Consider the following 19,909-nt stretch of genomic DNA (forward strand, 5'->3'; position numbering starts at 1 on the left):
AGCTGCACAATTCACCGACCGAATAGGCGATTCATCAGCTCCCGGTACGCTTAGCCGGTGGCGATCTTCGGTCGGATGACGGCGCGTCAGCGCCTCCGGAGAGCTACCCGGGAATCACTGTCGATGCCGGCCTTCAGCTCTCCCATCGATTGCACCCCGTGGGTGATCGGTGGGCTTTGGCCTGCCGAGCTTTCCACGATCACCGCCGAAAACACCGCGCTTGCAGACTATCTGAGGACTGACCTACGGCGAATCGCCGACAGCGCGAACGAGCAGCTCAAGATGATCAAACGTGCGGGTCTGGCCGATTTGCCCCGCCAGGCGGAGGAGACCCGGGTCATCGATGAATCGCGTGCCCGCGCGGTGCGGCGCGTCGAATCGACGATCCGCCAGCTGCGCGCCTCGAACGCCGGGGTGACCGTCGGGCATCCCGGCCCGCACTTCGCCGGACCACCGGCACCGGGCATGGATCAGACCCAAGTCATTCCTTCGGTGACGGACGCGGAACCTTCCAATGCGCCCACCAGGACTGTGCGTAAGCCACGCTGGCGGATCGCCGACAAGCCCGCTCCGGTCGGGCCGCAAGACGGTGACGACGCCGCTCCGCCTCCGGATGAGACGACCGCCCAGGAGGGGACCCAGGTCATACCGCCTGCAGTTGATGCGGAGCCCGTCGCCAACGGCCGCCACCACGTGGAGGCGCCGGTCCCGGCGCCGGTCCCGGACGAGACGCGGCCCGCCCAAGAGCATGCGCCCGACGACGACGCAGCGGCGGCTTCTCTTGCGGAGACCCAGGTCATCCCCACCATCAGCGAGGACGTGCCCGCGATTGACGAGCCGGCCGGGAGCGCGGAGCCCGTCGCCGACGGTCGCCACCACCTGGAAGCGCAAGAGCGGGCGATCGATCAGGCCGCACCCGAGTGGGCTCCAGAACCGGTGGACGACACCACGGTGGGCTCGACGGAGGAGACGCAGGTCATCCCGGCGATCACCGAGGCCGGGCCCGTCATGGACGAGCCGGCCGAGAGCGCGGCGCATTGGGACGCCGTCGGCAACGGTCGCCACCACGTGGAGGCGCCGGAGCCGCCGCCGGTCCCGGACGAGGCGCGGCCGGCCCAGCAACCGCCGCCCGCCGACGACGCGGAGTTGGCTTCCCTCGAGGAGACTCAGGTCATCCCCGCGATCACCGAGGCCCTGCCCGTCGCCGACGAGCCGGCGGACAGCGGTCGTCACCACGCGGTCGTCGGCGATCCCGCCACGGGCCGAGATGAGCCGCCTTCCCAGGAGCCGCCCCGCCCGCCTTCCGAAAAAACCGTCACTGCAACAGGTTTCGATGTCGAGCGACTGAACCGACTCCTCGAGTTCGTGGTCCGCCAGGAGCCGCGGTTGAACTGGGCGGTCGGTGATCGTGCGGACGGCACGACAGTTTTGGTCACCGACCTCGCCCACGGATGGATACCGGCCGGCATCACGCTGCCGGCCGGCGTGCGGTTGCTGGAACCGGAGCAACGCAGCGGCAGGGTCACCGCGTTGCTCGGGGACGCCGTGCGCATCGTGACCTACGCTCCCGGTGCTTCGCTGCGCCGCTCGGTCGACTTCGCCGCGACCAAGTCGTCGTTGGAACCGCGCGAGCTGCCGCCCATCGAGGACCTGCGCAGAGTGCTGAGCGACACCACGCGCCGCTTCGACGGACTCCCCCGGATTGTGCAGAGGCTGGCCGACGCGGCCGCCGCGGAGGCCTTCATCGTCGACCAGGAGGTCGACGTGCTGCGGGTGCACCTCGATACGGCGCGCTACCAGCTTTTGGTCCAGTACCCGGCCGTGAATCCGGCGCTTCTGCTCAAATGTCTGTTGATGGCCGCCACCGAAGGCATCGCGAGCGGAGACGCGGTGTCGGCGAACTATCACCTCGCCTGGTATCAGAAACTCGCCAGCCCGCCGCCCGGCAGATAGGCCACGGGTGGTTGCGCGCAACCAGGATTTTTGAATTGACGCTGGTGGGAGGGGTCGACATACTGTGACCGTGTCGGGTTCGGGCAGGCGCGCGAATCTCAGCGATAAGGATCTCGTCGAATCAGTTCTGCGCGAACTGAGCGAAGCCGCCGACAAATGGGAAGCCCTCGTGGCCCAGGCCGAGGCCGTCACCTACAGCGTCGACCTCGGTGACATCTATGCCGTGGCGAATTCCGACGGACGGTTACTCAAGCTGAACCTGCACCCGAGCGTGATGACCGGATATGCCCACGGCGAGCTCGCCGACAGGCTCAATCTGGCGATTTCGGCGCTGCGTGAAGAGGCCGAGGCCGAGAACCGGGCAAGTTACGGCGGCCCGCTCCACTAACGCGCGCACGCGCGCTCATCGACCGTCGCCGGGTCGGATGGGCGCCGGCTCTCTTCGCGCGCACGCGCGCTCATCGACCGTCGCCGGGCGGTCCCGCGAAGGCTTGCGCAATCTCCAGCCAGCGCTGGGCGTCGGCCCCGTGCGCCGTGATGTCCAGACCGCTGAGTGGGCGGCGCTGCGTGACCAGGAAGCAGAAGTCTTCGGCCGAACCGGTGACCCGCTGCACCGCGTCGGGAGGTCCCCAGCTCCAGGTGTCGCCCCCGGGTCCGTGCAGCTCGACCAGAAACGGCTCGGCCGGAGCGGGCAGATTGTTGACGAAAAACGCGTAGTCGCGGGTGCGCACCCCCAGGTGGGCGATCGACCGCAGCCGGTCGGTGGCCACCCGCTTGACGCCCAGCGCGTCGGCCACGTCCAGCCCGTGAGCCCAGGTCTCCATCAACCGCGCGGTAGCCATCGACGCCGCACTCATCGGCGGCCCGAACCAGGGAAGCTTGCGCCCAGCGGGAACGTTCAGCAGCTCGTCGTGCAGCCGGCCACGGGTGGCCCGCCAATCGGCGAGCAATTCGGCCGGCGCCAGAGTCGCCAACTCCGCCGCGCCCGCGTCGACGAAGCCCGTTGGGTCGGCGGCGGCGGCCTTGAGCTGTTCGGCGAACCCCGCCTCGTCGGTGACCGAGGTCAGCGCGACCCGGTCGGTCCACAACAGGTGGCCGATCTGATGCGCGATGGTCCAGCCCGGCGCGGGCGTCGGATCGGCCCAGCGTTCGGCCGGCAGCTCCGCCACCAGGGCGTCAAGCTCATCGCTTTCCGCACGTAGATCGGCCACGATCAGTTCGGGACCCGCCATCATTGCCTCCGCTCGTCCATCGCCCCCGCCGGGTAGCGATTATTCGCCTGCTCGCCGCGCCGGCCCAGGAAGCTGTGCATGGCGAGACCGGCCAGATACAGACCCGAGCCGAACAATGCGAATGCCGGTGCATGCCCGTCGGCGGGAATCAACGCCGCGGCCACCGTGATCGAGACGATGAACGAGACCCAGAACAGCGCGTCCTGGACGGCGAACACGTGCCCGCGAAGGGCGTCATCGACGTCCATCTGCATCGCCGAGTCGGCGCACAGCTTGACCATCTGTCCGGTCACACCGAGGAAGAAGCCGCACGCCACCATGATCGGCAGCAGTAGCCCCGCGCCGGTGACCTCGACGATCGCCGACATCGCCAACGCGCCGTTCACCGTCCTGTAGCGCCCCCAGCGACGGACCGCGGGCGGAGTCAGCACGTTGGCCAGGAACGCGCCCAGGCCGGCGGCGCCGAAGAACAGCAGCGCGGTACCCAATCCCCCGGCTTGGGGATCGGTCATGTGGTGGACGAGCAACAGCACCAGCAAGGAATTGATGCCGATCACCATGCGGTGGGCGGCCAGGCCGGACAGGGTGGCGGAGACCGTCGGCCGTTGGGCGACCGTGCGCGCGCCGTGCAGCCAGCCGGTGACCACGGCGTAGACAACCGGCCCATGGATCGCCCGCTTGGTGTCGTCCGGGCCCAACACGCGGGAGCCGAACCGCCACGACAGCAGTAAGGCGATCAACACCGGAATCGCGGTGAGGAAGATGATCGCCGAGGCGCCCTTGTCGCCGGCGCCGAACACGAACCGGGGAACGAGCATGAAGTTGGCGCCGATGAAGGCGGCGACGGCCCCGGCCGCATTCGCTGCGGCGTTCATGGTCACCACCTGTTCGCGCGGCACGACATGCGGCAGCGACGCCGACAGCCCGGACGCGACGAACCGCGCCAGGCCGTTGGCGAACAGCGCGCCCAATAACAGCGGCAGTTCGCCGGCCCGGACGGCCAGGATGGTCCCGATGGCGGCGATCAGGATGAGGCGGCCGGCGTTGGCACCGACGAGCACCAGCCGCCGGTCCCAGCGGTCCATGAGCGCTCCCGCGAACGGTCCCAACAGCGAGTAAGGCAGGAACAACACGGTGAATGCCCGCGCGATCGCCATCGGATCGGCGGCCCGGTCCGGATTGAACAGCAACGCTCCCGCGAGCCCCGCCTGAAACAGACCGTCACCGAATTGACTCGCCATGCGCACCTGCAGCAGCCGCCAGAAGTCTGGCAAACCACGCACCGACCGCCATATTTCGGCGGGTGCACTTGAGTGCATCCGGGATTGGATCACAAAACCGACTTCCACGAGGGGGGCTAGCAAGCTCGCCGCGATCCGAGCCGCTTTACCAACAGTACAAATCTTCACGCCCCGGGCTTGATTCGCCCGGGCGGCGAGCACCGGATGCGATGATGGTGGGGTGCCGCCGCCCGAGGATCCCGAGGACTATGTCGCGCCGGCCGCGCAGCGAGTGCGCGCGGGTACCTTGCTGCTGGCCAACACCGATCTCTTCGAACCGACCTTCCGGCGCAGCGTGATCTACATCGTCGAGCACAACGACGGCGGGACGTTGGGGGTGGTGCTCAACCGCGCCAGCGAGACCGCGGTCTACAACGTGCTGCCGCAGTGGACCAAATTGGCGGCCAAGCCGAAGACGATGTTCATCGGCGGACCGGTGAAGCGTGACGCGGCCCTGTGCCTGGCGACGTTGCGAGTCGGCGCCGATCCGGCGGGTGTTGCGGGCTTGCGGCACGTGGCCGGGCGGGTGGTGATGGTCGATCTGGACGCCGAGCCCGACACGATCGCGCCGCTGGTTGAGGGGGTGCGGATCTTCGCGGGCTACTCCGGCTGGACCATCGGCCAGTTGGAAGGCGAAATCGAACGCGACGACTGGATCGTCCTGTCCGCGTTGCCATCTGACGTTTTGACGGGGGCTCGATCAGACCTGTGGGGGCAGGTGCTTCGTCGCCAGCCGCTGCCTCTGTCGCTGCTGGCCACCCATCCGATCGACCTCAGCCGCAACTAGCTCCACTCCCCCGGGCGTCCGGGGTTCCGGCGGATGTCAGTGGCAGGACTGCGTGCAGCCGGTGCAGGTCCCCGCGCACGCGGGTGCGGCCGCCTCTTGCCGCAGCGCGAAGCGCGCGCTCTGCCAGGATCCGGCGGCGACCGTCCCGACGGCTCCGGTGACGCAGACGATCAGCACCACCAGCGCGGTGTGCGGGGATGCGGCCAGCGCCACCACCCCGCCGGCGGCCAGCATGATCGCCGCGGCCAGCTGCGCCGGTGCCATGGACCGCAGCGCCAGCGCGGTGGGGTCGACATTCTGGGGGTGCGCCAGCGACCACGTTCCGAACCCGGCGGCGGCCACCGCCGCACACATGCACAGCACGCCCGCAATCAGCATGGGCTCACAATACGAGCCCGGCCGTCGGCCCGCTCAGTGGGCTCCGGCGGTGTCGGGGCGGGGGCCTAGTGCTGGAGGAATGAGAAGTTGGGCAGCGGGGGCAGGCCTGGAACGGCAGCGGGGGCAGGCCTGGAACCAGGGCCAGCAGGTTCGGCGCTGGCTGCCGGCTCGGGGCGGGCGCCTGCACCGGGAGGCGCACCGGGGCGGTGGCCGAGGTCTGCGTCAGCGGAGCCACCGCCGGCGCCTGCCCGACCGGAGCGGCGGCGGGTGCCTGCCCGACGGGGGCAGCGGCGGGTGCCTGCCCGACGGGGGCGGTGACCGCCGTCTGCCCGGGAAGCCCGACCGGCGAGGCGGCGGGCGTCTGGGCCGGCGCGGGGACGGGGGCCCCGGGAACGGTCACGCGGAAGCCGTTGACGATGGCGTCCGTGGCCGGTGCGTCGGCGACGGCCACCGCGCGATCGGTGGTCACGGCGAGCGACACGAGGTACTTGTCCGGCCCCGAGGTGGCGATGACGTGGCGCCGCGAGGTGTTCAGTGTCATGTCGCCGTCACGGTAGGTACCTTCGACGATCGACGACGGGAAGCCGCCGAAATCGGCCATCGAGGCGTTCGTGGGCTGCCAGGCGAGGAGTTTCTGGCTGTCGACGTAACCGTGCGAGATGGCCTCTCTGGGATCGAAGTTGCCGACCAGCCTGTACACCACCACCTGCGCATTCGAGCTATAAATACTGCTGCCCTGCCGGTCGGCGATCACCGCGAAGGCGTCCGGCACGTTGGGATCAGGCACCTGAGTCCAGCGGGCCGGCACCGGCAAGGTGATGTCGAGCGCCTTGAGTCCCTGCGGCTTCTGCGCCTCGAGCTTGACCCCTTTGGACTCCAAGTATTCGCGGATGGTCCCGGAGGTGGCGGGAGTGACCGCGGGGGCGACCGGCGCGGCGGGTGTGACCGCGGAAGGCGCGGAAGCGCCCGGGGCCGCAGGCGACGCGACGGGGTTCGACGCCGGCGGTGCGGCGAGCAACCGGTTGGTCGGCGCCTGCGCGGGCACGGCGGTGACGTTCTGCGGCGCCGGCGCCGGCGCCGGGATCGCGGGAACGGGTGCCGGGGCGGGAATCAGGGGATCTGCGGATGCCTGGGCGCTGGTGAGAACCGCCAGGCCGATCAGGCCGGCGACCATACCCCCGAGAAGCACACGGTGGGCGGGGAGGGTCTCGATCATCTGCGTCGGTCCTTCCAATGGCGCACTGCCAGCAGTTAGAGGCCGACTGTAACTACAGGTCAAAGGCGGTGAATAGGCCCGAGACAGACCTGGGATGAACCTCTGATCCGTGCGCAACGGAACCGAGACCATCCTGTGGCCGGGCGGTCGGGCCGCGGCCATCCTTATACCCTGTTCAGGTGACCGACTCCCCGACCACCGCCGCCGCGGGCAACTCCGGTGCCGTTCAGACGGACTCCGATGCACCGACGTATCGCTACACCGCGGCGCTGGCGGGGCGGATCGAGAGCACCTGGCAGGAGAACTGGGCCAGGCTCGGCACGTTCAACGTGCCCAACCCGGTCGGTTCGCTGGCCCCGACGGACGGCACCCCGGTCCCCGCTGACAAGTTGTTCGTGCAGGACATGTTTCCCTATCCCTCGGGGGAGGGACTGCACGTCGGCCACCCCTTGGGCTACATCGCCACCGACGTCTACGCCCGCTACTACCGGATGACGGGACATAACGTCCTGCACGCGTTGGGTTTCGACGCCTTCGGGCTGCCAGCCGAGCAGTACGCCGTGCAGACCGGCACCCATCCGCGCACCCGGACCGAGGCCAACGTGGTGAACTTCCGGCGTCAGCTGGGCCGGCTGGGCCTGGGTCACGACAGCCGGCGCAGCTTTTCGACCACCGACGTCGAGTTCTACAAGTGGACGCAATGGATCTTCCTGCAGATCTACAACGCCTGGTTCGACACCGCGGCCGGCAAGGCCCGCCCGATCACCGAGCTGATCGCCGAATTCGACTCCGGCATAAGGAACCTCGAGGACGGACGGGACTGGGCCACGTTGTCGGTGGGGGAGCGGGCCGACGTGATCGACGGCTACCGCCTGGTCTACCGCGCCGACTCGATGGTGAATTGGTGCCCCGGGCTCGGCACGGTGCTGGCCAACGAGGAGGTCACCGCAGACGGCCGCAGCGATCGCGGCAACTTCCCAGTCTTCCGGAAGCGGTTGCGGCAGTGGATGATGCGCATCACCGCCTACGCCGACCGGCTGCTCGACGACCTGGACGTGCTGGACTGGCCGGAACCCGTCAAGACCATGCAACGCAATTGGATCGGCCGCTCCACCGGCACCCGGGCGCTGTTCTCGGCGCACGGCACCGGCGGCGAGACGGTCGACATCGAGGTGTTCACCACCCGGCCCGACACCATGTTCGGTGCCACCTACCTGGTGCTGGCTCCCGAGCACGACCTGGTCGACGGGCTGATCGCTGTCGCCTGGCCGGAGGGCACCGACCCGCGGTGGACGTACGGCGCCGCGACGCCGGGGGAGGCGGTCGCCGCCTACCGACGGGCGATCGCGGCGAAGTCCGACCTCGAGCGCCAGGAGAGCAGGGACAAGACCGGGGTCTTTCTCGGCAGTTACGCGACCAACCCCGCCAACGGGAAACCGGTGCCGATCTTCATCGCCGACTACGTGCTGGCCGGCTACGGCACCGGCGCGATCATGGCGGTTCCTGGCCACGACCAGCGCGACTGGGACTTCGCCAACGAATTCGGCCTGCCGATCGTGGAAGTCATTGCCGGAGGCGATATCTCGGAGGCCGCGTACGCGGGGGACGGCGTGCTGGTCAATTCCGGTTACCTCGACGGGATGGACGTCGCGTCGGCCAAGGAGGCGATCACTGCCCGCCTGGAAGCGGACGGCCGCGGTTGGGCCAGGATCGAATTCAAGCTGCGGGACTGGCTTTTCGCCCGGCAACGCTACTGGGGCGAACCGTTTCCGATCGTCTACGACAGCGACGGGCGCGCCCACGCGCTCGGCGAGGCCGCGCTGCCGGTCGAGCTCCCCGATGTGCCCGACTATTCCCCGGTGCTGTTCGACCCCGACGACGCCGACAGCGAACCGTCGCCACCGCTGGCCAAGGCGACCGACTGGGTGCACGTCGAACTCGACCTGGGCGACGGCCTGCGGCCCTACACCCGCGACACCAACGTGATGCCGCAGTGGGCCGGCAGCTCCTGGTACGAACTGCGCTACACCGATCCGCACAACTCGGAGCGGTTGTGCGCCAAGGAGAATGAGGCTTACTGGATGGGCCCACGGCCCGCCGAGCACGGCCCGCAGGACCCCGGCGGTGTCGACCTCTACGTCGGGGGTGCCGAGCACGCGGTGCTGCACCTGCTGTACGCGAGGTTCTGGCACAAGGTGTTGTACGACCTGGGCCACGTCAGTTCCCGGGAGCCGTACCGCCGCCTGGTCAACCAGGGTTACATTCAAGCCTTCGCCTACACCGATTCGCGCGGTTCATACGTTCCCGCCGAAGAGGTGGTCGAGCGCGCCGGCCGCTTCTTCTACGGGGGGCCGGACGGCGAGATCGAGGTCTTCCAGGAATTCGGGAAAATCGGGAAGAGTCTCAAGAATTCGATCTCACCGGATGAGATCTGCGACGAGTACGGCGCGGACACGCTGCGGGTCTACGAGATGTCGATGGGCCCGCTGGAGGCCTCTCGCCCGTGGGCCACCAAGGACGTCGTCGGGGCGCACCGCTTTCTGCAGCGGGTCTGGCGCCTAGTGGTCGACGAGCAGACCGGCACGACGCGGGTGCTCGACACGGACGGACCACAAGAGCTCGACAGCGGCACCCTGCGAGCGCTGCACCGCACCATCGCGGGAGTTTCGGAAGACTATGCCGCGCTGCGCAATAACACCGCGGCCGCCAAGCTGATCGAATACACCAACCACCTGACCAAGGAACACCGCGATGCGGTGCCGCGGGCCGCGGTGGAGCCGCTGGTGCTGATGTTGGCGCCGATGGCCCCGCACCTGGCCGAGGAGCTGTGGCTGCGGCTGGGCCACACCACCTCGCTGGCGCATGGCCCGTTCCCGCAGGCCGATCCGGCCTATCTGGTCGACGACAGCGTCGAATATCCCGTGCAGGTCAACGGGAAGGTGCGCGGGCGAGTGGTGGTGGCCGCTGACGCCGACCAGGACACGCTGAAGGCCGCGGCGTTGTCGGACGAGAAGGTCCGCGCGTTCCTGGCGGGTGCCAGCCCGCGCAAGGTGATCGTGGTCCCCGGCCGGCTGGTCAACCTGGTCGTCTGACCGGCGCCCAATCAGCGGCCCGTCGGCCGCAGCACCACTTCGTGAACATGGCCGTCCCGTGGCGTGGCCACCACGTTGGCGACGGTGGCCGCGACGGTCTCCGGCTTGAGGAACTTGGCGGGTTCATACGTGCCGCCCTCGAACGCGACGAGCTCGCGCTGCATCTCGCTGTCCGTGCGGCCGGGGTAGACCGTCGTCACCCGCAAGTCCGGCTCGTCGGCCCGCAGCGAGTCGGCGAACGCGCGCAACGCGAACTTGCTCGCCGAGTAGGAGGCCATACCGGGCGACACGTTGCGCCCGGCGCCGGAGTTGATGAAGACCACCTGACCACGGGCACGCCGCAGCGCGGGCAGCAGTGCCAGTGTAAGTTCCACCGGCCCAAGTACATTGACGGCGAAGGTGGCGCGCCACTGCTCGACGTCCGACTCGGCGACATGACCGGGGATGGACAGCCCGGCGTTGTGCACCAGCACGTCGAGTTCGTCCACGACCTCACAGGCGGCCTCGATATCGCCGGAGTCGGTCAGGTCCAATGGAAACGTCGTCGAGCTGAGTCGCTCCGCGACGGCGTCGAGCCGGTCAGAGGGCCGGCCGGCCAGCAGCAGGGCGTGGGTGGGGGCCAGTGCCGTGGCGATCGCGGAGCCGATGCCGCCGCCGGCTCCAGTGATGAGTGCAGTGGGCATGTAAGGGAGTCTACGTGCGCAGCCAAAATGCCTGAATAGCAGGTACTTTCACGCCTCTTTACAGGCCGGCGGCTCGCCCGCGGGGCCGGGCGCCGGTTCGCCGCAGGCCAGCCGCTCCAGCGGCGCCAACGCCTGCATCAGGGTGCAGAGGTCGGACGCGGGGAGCTGACTGAGCATGGCGGCCAGGGAGGCGCGCCGGTTAGCCAGGGACTCGCCATGGACCGCGCGTCCCCGCGGCGTGATGTCGACCAGCACCGCCCGCAGGTCGGACGGGTCGCGGGAGCGTTTCACCAGCCCCAGCTTCTCCAGCCGGCGGATCGCCACGGTGGTGGTCGGGGTCCGCACCCGTTCGTGGGCCGCCAGGTCGGTCATCCGGATCGGCCCCTGATCCAGCAAGGTCACCAGGATCGACAATTGCGCCAACGTCAGTTCGCCCGCGGCCGCGCCGCTCGGGTCGCCCCGACGCAGAATTGAAAACAATTTGGACAGCGCGCGGTGCAAACCTTCGGCAAGCTCGGTCACGTCGGCCGAGTTGGGTTCGCTGTCCGCCATAACCGGGGAGTCTAACGCTATATCAGGCACGTACAAGGTCGCTATGCCGACTAATTAGTGCAATGGTTGCGGTCAAAGTACCTGCGACAAGAATCGCTGTAGGCGTTCGGTCTGCGCGGCTTCGAAAATCTGCTCCGGCGCCCCGGATTCCACGACCTTGCCGCGGTCCATGAAGACGACGGTGTCGGATGCCGAGCGGGCAAAACCCATTTCGTGGGTGACCACGATCATCGTCATACCGTCGGCGCCGAGGTCGGCGATCAGTTGCAGAATCCCTTTCACCATTTCGGGATCCAGCGCCGACGTCGCCTCGTCGAAGAACATCACTTGCGGAGCCATCGCCAGCGCGCGGGCGATGGCCACTCGTTGTTGTTGGCCGCCGGAGAGCATGCCCGGCCGGGCATCGGCCTTGTGCTTCAGGCCAACTCGGTCCAACTGGGCCAGCGCCAGCTCGCGCGCCTCGTCGGTGTCCAGGCGCCGCAACTTACGCGGCGCCATCGCCACGTTCTTCAGCACGCTCAGATGCGGAAAGAGATTGAAATGCTGGAACACCATGCCGATGCGCTGCCGGAGCTCGTTGGGGTCGTCGCGGAGCACCGATCGGCCGTCCAACAGGATGTCGCCGCTATCGGGTTCGTGCAGCCGGTTCAAGGTGCGCAACAGCGTTGACTTGCCGGAGCCGGACGGCCCGATCACCGCGACGGTGCTGCCGGCGGCAGCCTCGAAATCGACCCCGCGCAGCACCTTGTTCCCGCCCAGGGTTTGGTGAATGTCCCTGGCGGCCAACGATACTGACCGACGTTCCGTGACCACGACGCTCACGTGATCTCCTGTCCGAACGTGGTTGCCAGCATCTCTGCATTGTCGTCGGCGTCGGGGGCACGCCGGCCGCGGCGCAGGCGAGCGTCGATGTAATTGACCAGATGCGTTAACGGAATGGTCAATATCAGGTAGAAGAGGCCGGCAGCGACCAGCGGCGACAGGCTGCCGGTCTGTGCGTTCAGATCCCGGCCCACCTGGAAAAGCTCCCGCTGATCGGCAATCAGGCCAAGAAAGTACACCAAAGCGGAGGCCTTCAACAACCCGATGAACTGGTTGACCAAAGCCGGCAGCACCCGGCGTATCCCCTGCGGCACTACCACCAGCCGCATCGCGGTCGTATAGCTGAATCCCAGCGCTCGGGCGGCCTCCAACTGGCCCGGGTCCACACTTTGTATTCCGGAGCGCAGGATTTCGCCGATGTAGGCCGCGGCCATCAATCCCAACGCTGCAATTCCCAACGGGTAGGGATTCTTGTTGGTGAGATCGCCGACCAGTGGCCCGATGCCCATTCCGATGAGCAGGATGATCACGACTTCGGGAAGGCCCCGGAAAATATCGGTGTATACGCGGGCCGGCCAGCGCAGCCAACGCCGCTGCGAGATGCCCGCCATGGCCAGCACCATTCCGAGCGCCAGGCCGATCACGATCGCGCTGTTGGTCAGGATCAGCGTGTTCGGCAGCCCCGTCGTGAGCAGCACGGGGATGGCCCGTCGGTACATGTCCCAGTCGAAGAACGAGTCACGCAACTGGGCGAGCGTCGACTTGGGCGCGGCCGGATCCGCGACCGTGCGATGCCGGCTCGCCGCGATCGCGGCGAAGTCCGGCAGGTGTGGCACGGGGGCGGCTTTCGACCCGGGTTTCCAGCCCGGCGGCAGGCTGCGCGGTACCCATTCGCAGTACAGCTTGGCCCAGGTGCCGTCGGCGATCACAGAGTCCAGCCCGGAATTGAGCGCGTCGATCAGCGGCCTGTTCTCCCTGGCGACCGCGTAGGCCACGAAATTGCCTGCGCTGAAAGTGTTCGCGACCGTCACCGCGGGATCGCCCGGCCGGATGACGGTCGCGGCGAGGGTTCCGGGCGCCACCCATGCATCGATCTGCCGGGTCTTGAGGCTGGCGTACAGGGTGGCGAAGCCGGGGTACTTCACCGGTTGCAGGTGCAGGGTGTCGACGACGTAGGACTCCTCGACGGTGCCCTGGACGACACCGATGCGCTGGCCGGCCGCCAGCTCGCTGAACTTGTGGATCGGAGAGCCGGGCGGCACCACGAGGGAGTAGAAGCCGAAGTCGTAACCGTTGGTGAACGCGACGGTGCGTCGACGCTGTGTGGTGGCCTTCACCGACGCCGACCCCACGTCGAAGCGTCGGGAGGCCACCTGAGCGAGCAATGCGGAAAAGTCGGTGCTGACGAAGCGGAGCTGTAGATGCAGCTTGTCGGCGATGGCGCGCAGCAGCAGGTTGTCGAAGCCGCTGAATTCACCGGTGGGATTGATGCAAATGTTGGGCGGGGCATCCGACAGCGTTCCCACCGTCAGCACGCCCGGCGTACCGAGGCCCAGCGCGCCGATGTCGACCGCGCTCAATGGTTCGACCGAATTCGTCGTTTCGCGGTCCTCCTCGGGAGTCGGCGGCGCCGCGGTGAGATCTTTGGGTAAGGCCATGGCGCTGTCCAAACCGGAAGGCGCGCATTGGTTCCAGTCGGCGGCGGCGGGCGCCGCCAGTCCGCCTGACGCCATCCCGCAGACCAGCACGATGGTTACGGTGAGTCCGAACAGCCTTCCGCGGCGCTGGGTGCGCCGGTCCGCGCGCGCATTCATCCCTGTCACCGTATCGACCGGCGGCCGGCTTCGTCGGGTGAGCGTCCGCTCTAGAGAGCCAGCGACGGCTCGACGCCCGCGGATTCGGCGTCGCCGAGCACCTCGAGCTGTCCGGGCACGACGGGCGTGAGGTCGTCGGACGGCGTGAACACCCTGCGCCGGGAAAGTTCGGCCAGCATGGTCTGGGCCGCCAGGTAGGAGCGACTCACGCAGGCGGCCCGTGCGGCCTCGGGATCGCGCCGGTTGATGGCGGAGGTCTCGTCTTCGTAGAACGGCAGCAGCTCGTCGCGGCCGCCTTGGTAGGTCAGCCAGAACACCCGGGGGATGAGGTTCTGCGAGGCGCGGATCGTGGCGTGGAGCCGCGGTCCGGCGTATTCGTCGTTGATGGTGCGCCGGTATTCCGCGGCGATGTCGCAGAAGGCCCGCGAATCCGTGGCGCTGCGCAGGGACCGCATAAAGGCGTCGAGTTGCCCGAGGATGCGCGGGGTCGGGCTGGTGGCCGCGCGCGCGGACGCGATGCCGTTGAGCAGGCCGTCGAGTTCGTGATGTTCGAGGACGGTGGCCTCGTCGAACCGTTCGACGAACGCTCCCCGGTGATAGCGGGTGGAGACAATGCCGTCGTGTTCGAGCTGAACCAGTGCCTCTTGAATGGGAACGCGGCTCACCCCGAGCCCCAGGGCGATTTCATTCCGATCGACGCGGTCGCCGGTGCGCAACTTTCCCGTCAGCAAGAGGTGCAGGATGTGCGAAACAACCAGGTCCTTTTCTTTGACCCCGTATTTCTTCGGCATTCGTTGTTGAGTCTCTTTCAAACCCGGTTTCGGCCAGCTAGCGCGAGAAGTTTCTCACGAGCGGGCTCGTACTTTCTGGTGTTTGACCGATAAATGGTTGCGACCGGTCTAACGATTGTCGCGCCATCGGCACAGCGCTTCAGCGGCGGTGAGGTCGTAATCCGGGCCATCACATGCCACGGTCAGCAGCGTGACACCGAGGCCGACGAGCGTTTCGGCGTTGTCGAGAAGTTTGCCGCCGTCCTGCAAGGCGGCCGAGCGTTCGATGCTCGCCGGGTCGCGGCCGACGTCGGCGCAGTGCCGGGCCAGGACCTGCGACTTCGCCGGGAACTCGTCGGCGGACGTGAAGCTGTGCCACACGTCGGCGTATTCGGCGACCAGACGGAGCGTCTTTCGCTCACCCCCGCCACCGATCAGGACCGGGATGTCGCGGGTCGGTGGCGGGTTGAGCTTGGCCAGCCGCGTCTTGATGCGGGGCAGCGCGCCGGCGAGATCGTCGAGGCGGCTGCCCGCCGTGCCGAATTCGTAGCCGTACTCGTCGTAGTCCTTCTGCTTCCATCCCGAGCCGATGCCCAGTACCAGCCGGCCACCACCGATGTGGTCGACTGTGCGAGCCATGTCGGCCAGCAGTTCGGGATTTCGGTAGGAGTTGCACGTGACGAGTGCGCCGATGTGGATGCGGGAAGTCTGTTCGGCCCATGCGCCGAGCATCGTCCAGCATTCGAAATGCGCGCCGTCGGGATCGCCGTAGAGGGGGAAGAAGTGGTCCCAGTTGAAGGCGATGTCGACGCCGATGTCTTCGCAGCGACGCACCGCGTCACGAATTTGTCCGTACTGCGGCGCGTGCTGCGGCTGCAGTTGCACGCCGATGCGGATTGGCAGATCAGATGTCATACACCCACCGTAGGGTCAGCGCCCGGCGAGCACCCCGCGCAGCAGGTCGATCAGGGCGAGCGGTTGGTCGCTTTGCACCGAGTGGCCCGCGTTCTCGACGACGTGTGCCGTGCGGAAATGCTTTGTGCGACGGCTTAATTCGGCGGCATCGTCGTCACTGACGAATCCGGACCTGCCGCCGCGGATGAGAGTGATCGGTGCCGACAGCCTGTCCACGTCATCCCAGAGGACGTCGAAATCCGGGAACTTGCGGATGGCGTCGTAGCGCCACGTCCACTTGCCGTTGTCCAGCCGGCGCGAGTTGTGAAACACGCCGCGGCGCAGGGCCTTCACCTCACGGTGCGGCGCCGCGGCGACGGTCAGGTCCAGCATGGCCTGGAAGCTTTCGAATTCGCGCTCGCCGTGCATCAACGCCACGGTGCCCTGCTGTTCCTTGGTCATCTCCGAGTGGCGCTGCAGCGCGGACGGGGTGACGTCGATCAGGACGAGTTCGTTGACGAGTTCGGGCGCCACGGCGGCCAGCCGTATCGCCGTCAGGCCGCCCAGCGACATGCCCACGACCAGGTCGGCGCTCGGGGCGTGCTCTCGCAGCGCCGGCAACAGGGCGTCGGCGTTGATCTGCGGCGAGTAGTCGCCGTCCTCGCGCCAGGCCGAATGGCCGTGCCCGGGAAGGTCGACGGCCAGTGCGGGCTGGCGCAGGCCGACGATCACGGTGTCCCAGGTGTGCGCGTTCTGGCCGCCGCCGTGCAGGAAGACGATCCGCGGGGGAGCGCCGCCCCAGCGCAGAGCGCTGATCTTCCCGTCGCCGGTGCCCGCCTCGACACGCTGCACGTCGGGCAGCGGACCGGTGATGCCGGCTTGCTCGGCGTTCTCGGAAAGCAGCGCGAACTCCGACAACCCATCCAGTTCGTCTTCGGAGATTTCGGTCACGGTCTACAGACACTAGCGCCGAGGACGCCCCAACGGCCGCGAGCGTAACGCTACGGCGAATTCCAGCGGTGAAAATCGCCGTGACGTTACGCTCGCGGCTCTGGTGGCCGAAAGGGCTCAGCCCGCGATGATGAACTCTTCGAGCTGCGTGCGCGCGATGTCGTCGGGCAGCTGCTGCGGCGGGCTCTTCATCAGGTACGCCGACGCCGGGATCACCGGGCCGCCGATACCGCGGTCCTTGGCGATCTTGGCCGCGCGCACCGCGTCGATGATGACGCCCGCCGAGTTCGGCGAGTCCCACACCTCGAGCTTGTACTCCAGGTTCAGCGGCACGTCGCCGAACGCCCGGCCCTCGAGCCGCACGTAGGCCCACTTGCGGTCGTCAAGCCAACCGACGTGGTCGGACGGACCGATGTGCACGTCCTTGGTCTTGAACTCGCGCTGCAGGTTGGAGGTGACGGCCTGCGTCTTCGAGATCTTCTTGGACTCCAGCCGCTCACGCTCGAGCATGTTGAGGAAGTCCATGTTGCCGCCCACGTTGAGCTGCATGGTGCGGTCGAGTTGCACGCCGCGGTCCTCGAACAGCTTGGCCATCACGCGGTGGGTGATGGTGGCGCCGACCTGACTCTTGATGTCGTCGCCCACGATGGGCACACCCGCGTCGGCGAACTTCTTGGCCCACACCGGGTCCGAGGCGATGAACACCGGCAGCGCGTTGACGAACGCCACGCCGGCGTCGATGGCGCACTGGGCGTAGAACTTGTCGGCCTCTTCCGAGCCCACGGGCAGGTAGGACACCAGCACGTCGACCTTGGCCTCTTTCAGCGCCTGCACCACGTCCACCGGCTCGACGTCCGACAGCTCGATGGTGTCGGCGTAGTACTTGCCGATGCCGTCCAGCGTCGGGCCGCGCTGCACCACCACGTTGGTGGGCGGCACGTCGGCGATCTTGATCGTGTTGTTCTCCGACGCGAAGATGGCCTCGGACAGGTCGAAGCCCACCTTCTTGGCATCCACGTCGAACGCGGCGACGAACTTCACGTCGCGCACGTGGTACCGGCCGAACTTCACGTGCATCAGGCCGGGCACAGTGCTGTTCTCGTCGGCATCGAGGTAGTACTGCACGCCCTGTACCAGCGAAGACGCGCAGTTACCGACGCCGACAATGGCGACTCGTACCTCCGACTGCGCCTCTTCCGCCGTCGGCGGCTGGTGCTCACTCATAGGGCGTTCTCCTAACTTCCATAACCTTGTGGTCGCAGCTGATGAATTTCGTGCAGGGGTATTTATGTCTGCTCGGAGAGGCCGGGCATCGCCCGCTCCGCGGCAATGAGCTCGTTGAGCCACTTCACTTCGCGCTCACTGGACTCGAGCCCCAGTTGGTGAAGCTGACGGGTGTAACGGTCGAACGAGTTACTGGCCCGCGCCACTGCTTCGCGCAGGCCCTCCCGCCGCTCCTCAACCTGACGGCGGCGGCCTTCCAGGATGCGCATGCGCGCTTCCGCCGGAGTCCGGTTGAAGAACGCCAGGTGCACCCCGAAGCCGTCGTCGGTGTAGTTGTGCGGACCCGTGTCCGCCACCAGCTCACCGAAGCGCCGACGGCCCTCGTCGGTTAGCTGGTAGACGCGCCGGGCACGCCGAACCGGGGTTCCGGCCGGGGCGGCATCCTCAGCGATCAACCCTTCGGCCTGCATCCGCCGGAGGGCCGGGTACAACGAACCGTACGAGAACGCGCGGAACGCACCGAGGAGGCCGGTCAGCCGTTTGCGCAACTCGTAGCCGTGCATCGGCGATTCGATCAGAAGGCCCAGGATGGCGAGCTCCAGCATCGAATCACCCCCTTTGCATGGTTGGTTACGACGGTTCGACGCCTCGCGTAATCGTATCGCTTCGATATATTCGCCACAACACCACCGGATGTTCGTCAGCTGTTAGTCAAGGCGCGCGGGAGCGAATCGCGGTGGGAGCCGGCGGGCTCACCGGGCGGTCAGGACGGCAAGTTCAGTTGCTTGACGGTGCCGTCACCTGCGAAGACGATGTAGCCACTACCGTAGTCGCTCGAGACATACAGCGACAGGGACAGGGCACCCGGGGTGGTCGGGTCCGTCGCCGGTTCGATGTTGAGGTACTCGGTTTTGACGTCTTCCGGCTTCATGTGCAGGGTCTGCGGCGCGCCACGCATGATGCCCACCGTCGCCGTCACGTCGAACTTGCTCAGGTCCACCGGCACGGGACCGTCCACGGAGCTCTTGGCCGAGCTGGTCGGGTCGCCCCAGCCGCCGCGGTAGGTGTAGGCCAGCACGCGGCGATCATCGGAGGGATCCTGCCGGTCGAGCACGGCGTACGTCGGGTAGATCACCAGCCGGTATCCCATGGCGTCGCCGAATCGCTTGCGGGTTTGCTCCAGGAGCCCGGTTAGCCCGCCCACCGAATGCAGTTGGGTGGGCGGGGTCAGCACGACGGGGCCCACTCCGTCGGGCTTGGCCCCGGGGTCGCTGGTGAAGTCCAGTGGCGACCGGGTGTTGCCGTACAGGCCCCATCCGCAGGCCCCATCCGATGCCGACCCCCAGCAGCACCGACACGGCGAAGGCGACGGCGAGTGAGCCCCACCCGCCCAGCTTCGGTGGCACCCGGGGTCCCTTGACGGCCGGTGTCGGCAGCGCGGAGCTGTCGGTCTGCAGGTCGGTCACCAGTGCCTGCAGGTCACCGAGGGTGACCGCATTGGTGGCCGCGCTGACCCGTACCCGGTGTTCCTCCATCGAGAGCTGGCCGTCGTTCAACGCGTCGTCGAGGATCTTGCAGGCGTCTTGCCGGTTGGTGTCCGTCGCGCGGGTGTTCGGTGTCGGCCGCTCGCCAAGCGATGTCCCGAGCCATTTCGCCACGGGGATGATCGTAGAGTCCGGTCCCGGTTCAGGCGGACAAAGCGGAGCCGCTCGGGTTACCGGTGTGGGCGCCACGGTTTGGTTGCGTATCGGTGCTCGCCGATGGCGACGTACGCTGGGGGACGTGCGACTGCAGCGACAAGTGGTGGACTACGCCCTCCGGCGGCGGGCACTGCTGGCCGAGGTGTATTCGGGCCGCACGGGGGTGTCCGAGGTCTGTGACGCGAACCCTTATCTGCTGCGCGCCGCCAAGTTTCACGGGAAACCGAGTCAGGTCATGTGCCCGATCTGCCGCAAGGAGCAGCTGACGCTGGTGTCATGGGTGTTCGGCGAACACCTGGGCCCGGTGTCGGGCTCGGCGCGCACGGCCGAAGAGTTGGTCCTGCTGGCCACCCGCTTCGAGGAGTTCGCCGTCCACGTGGTGGAGGTATGCCGGACCTGCGAGTGGAATCACCTGGTCAAGTCGTACGTTCTCGGCGCGGCCCGCCCACCCAAGGGCACCAGGAGTACGCGGACGGCGCGCGACGGCGCGCGAACGGCCATTGAATAACGGCGGACCCCACGACCAGTCGCCCGGAGACCCGGACGGGCCGGCGACTGAGC

17 protein-coding genes and 2 pseudogenes are annotated in these 19,909 nt (G+C 67.7%); 5 read left to right on the top strand and 14 right to left on the bottom strand.

Translation table 11 applies throughout. The features are described 5' to 3' along the window. The first annotated feature begins 57 nt into the window (after window positions 1-57). A complete protein-coding gene (locus tag C1737_RS19145; RefSeq protein WP_102419209.1) occupies window positions 58-1,953 on the top strand; it encodes a DUF5632 domain-containing protein in 1,896 nt (631 codons plus the stop codon). 64 nt (window positions 1,954-2,017) lie between these two features. Continuing rightward, entirely contained in the window at window positions 2,018-2,341 is a 324-nt protein-coding gene (locus C1737_RS19150) for a DUF2710 family protein (protein ID WP_197508970.1), read from the top strand. A 70-nt stretch (window positions 2,342-2,411) separates the two neighbouring features. Here the strand turns inward: C1737_RS19150 and C1737_RS19155 are convergent, their stop codons facing one another. Both C1737_RS19155 and C1737_RS19160 read right to left on the bottom strand, forming a co-directional pair. Continuing rightward, on the bottom strand, window positions 2,412-3,185 hold the full coding sequence (locus tag C1737_RS19155) for a TIGR03084 family metal-binding protein (protein WP_102420030.1): 774 nt from the start codon (window positions 3,183-3,185) through the stop codon (window positions 2,412-2,414). Continuing rightward, a complete protein-coding gene (locus C1737_RS19160) occupies window positions 3,185-4,504 on the bottom strand; it encodes an MFS transporter (protein WP_102420031.1) in 1,320 nt (439 codons plus the stop codon). Before C1737_RS19160 ends, C1737_RS19155 begins: the two co-directional genes overlap by 1 nt. Window positions 4,505-4,646: 142 nt before the next feature. Here C1737_RS19160 and C1737_RS19165 point away from each other — a divergent pair, with 142 nt between their 5' ends. Next, window positions 4,647-5,252 carry a YqgE/AlgH family protein gene (locus tag C1737_RS19165; RefSeq protein ID WP_067916905.1) on the top strand — a complete coding sequence of 202 codons (606 nt, stop codon included), beginning with the start codon at window positions 4,647-4,649 and terminating at the stop codon, window positions 5,250-5,252. A 36-nt stretch (window positions 5,253-5,288) separates the two neighbouring features. Here C1737_RS19165 and C1737_RS19170 read toward each other — a convergent pair whose 3' ends face one another. Then, the gene (locus C1737_RS19170) at window positions 5,289-5,630 is read right to left on the bottom strand and encodes a hypothetical protein (protein WP_067916907.1); all 342 of its coding nucleotides are present in this window, start codon (window positions 5,628-5,630) and stop codon (window positions 5,289-5,291) included. Between the two features lie 65 nt (window positions 5,631-5,695). After that, window positions 5,696-6,846: pseudogene (locus C1737_RS19175) on the bottom strand (LpqN/LpqT family lipoprotein). 179 nt (window positions 6,847-7,025) lie between these two features. On the opposite strand from C1737_RS19175, the gene leuS reads away from it, so the two are divergent. Next, complete coding sequence (leuS, locus tag C1737_RS19180; protein WP_102419210.1) at window positions 7,026-9,938, top strand: leucine--tRNA ligase; 2,913 nt, start codon at window positions 7,026-7,028, stop codon at window positions 9,936-9,938. A gap of 11 nt (window positions 9,939-9,949) precedes the next feature. Here the strand turns inward: leuS and C1737_RS19185 are convergent, their stop codons facing one another. From C1737_RS19185 to C1737_RS19230, 10 genes and pseudogenes are all read right to left on the bottom strand, one after another. After that, window positions 9,950-10,621 (bottom strand): SDR family oxidoreductase, encoded by a 672-nt coding sequence (locus C1737_RS19185; protein ID WP_102419211.1) that lies wholly within the window; start codon window positions 10,619-10,621, stop codon window positions 9,950-9,952. A gap of 48 nt (window positions 10,622-10,669) precedes the next feature. Beyond that, window positions 10,670-11,173: a MarR family winged helix-turn-helix transcriptional regulator gene (locus C1737_RS19190; protein WP_067923517.1), complete on the bottom strand. Its 504-nt coding sequence runs from the start codon at window positions 11,171-11,173 to the stop codon at window positions 10,670-10,672. 72 nt (window positions 11,174-11,245) lie between these two features. Continuing rightward, a complete protein-coding gene (locus C1737_RS19195; RefSeq protein WP_199182990.1) occupies window positions 11,246-11,986 on the bottom strand; it encodes an amino acid ABC transporter ATP-binding protein in 741 nt (246 codons plus the stop codon). 5 nt (window positions 11,987-11,991) lie between these two features. Then, window positions 11,992-13,809 (bottom strand): ABC transporter substrate-binding protein/permease, encoded by a 1,818-nt coding sequence (locus C1737_RS19200; RefSeq protein ID WP_068094629.1) that lies wholly within the window; start codon window positions 13,807-13,809, stop codon window positions 11,992-11,994. Window positions 13,810-13,859: 50 nt separating this feature from the next. Continuing rightward, entirely contained in the window at window positions 13,860-14,600 is a 741-nt protein-coding gene (locus C1737_RS19205; protein ID WP_102419213.1) for a GntR family transcriptional regulator, read from the bottom strand. A 108-nt stretch (window positions 14,601-14,708) separates the two neighbouring features. Further along, window positions 14,709-15,494 (bottom strand): LLM class F420-dependent oxidoreductase, encoded by a 786-nt coding sequence (locus C1737_RS19210; protein WP_068094635.1) that lies wholly within the window; start codon window positions 15,492-15,494, stop codon window positions 14,709-14,711. Window positions 15,495-15,509: 15 nt separating this feature from the next. After that, window positions 15,510-16,424 carry an alpha/beta fold hydrolase gene (locus tag C1737_RS19215; protein ID WP_102419214.1) on the bottom strand — a complete coding sequence of 305 codons (915 nt, stop codon included), beginning with the start codon at window positions 16,422-16,424 and terminating at the stop codon, window positions 15,510-15,512. Between the two features lie 117 nt (window positions 16,425-16,541). After that, a complete protein-coding gene (locus C1737_RS19220; RefSeq protein WP_068094640.1) occupies window positions 16,542-17,648 on the bottom strand; it encodes an inositol-3-phosphate synthase in 1,107 nt (368 codons plus the stop codon). Between the two features lie 62 nt (window positions 17,649-17,710). After that, window positions 17,711-18,253, bottom strand: coding sequence for a PadR family transcriptional regulator (locus C1737_RS19225; protein WP_055399552.1), 543 nt, complete (start codon window positions 18,251-18,253; stop codon window positions 17,711-17,713). A gap of 158 nt (window positions 18,254-18,411) precedes the next feature. Next, a pseudogene (locus C1737_RS19230) lies at window positions 18,412-19,306 on the bottom strand (DUF1707 domain-containing protein). 124 nt (window positions 19,307-19,430) lie between these two features. Between C1737_RS19230 and C1737_RS19235 the strand changes: the two are divergent. Then, window positions 19,431-19,856 (top strand): DUF5318 family protein, encoded by a 426-nt coding sequence (locus tag C1737_RS19235; protein WP_067928332.1) that lies wholly within the window; start codon window positions 19,431-19,433, stop codon window positions 19,854-19,856. Window positions 19,857-19,909: the final 53 nt, after the last annotated feature.

Origin of the sequence: Mycobacterium sp. 4858 (assembly GCF_900240975.1) — a bacterium.
In the GTDB taxonomy this organism is placed as follows: Bacteria; Actinomycetota; Actinomycetes; order Mycobacteriales; family Mycobacteriaceae; genus Mycobacterium.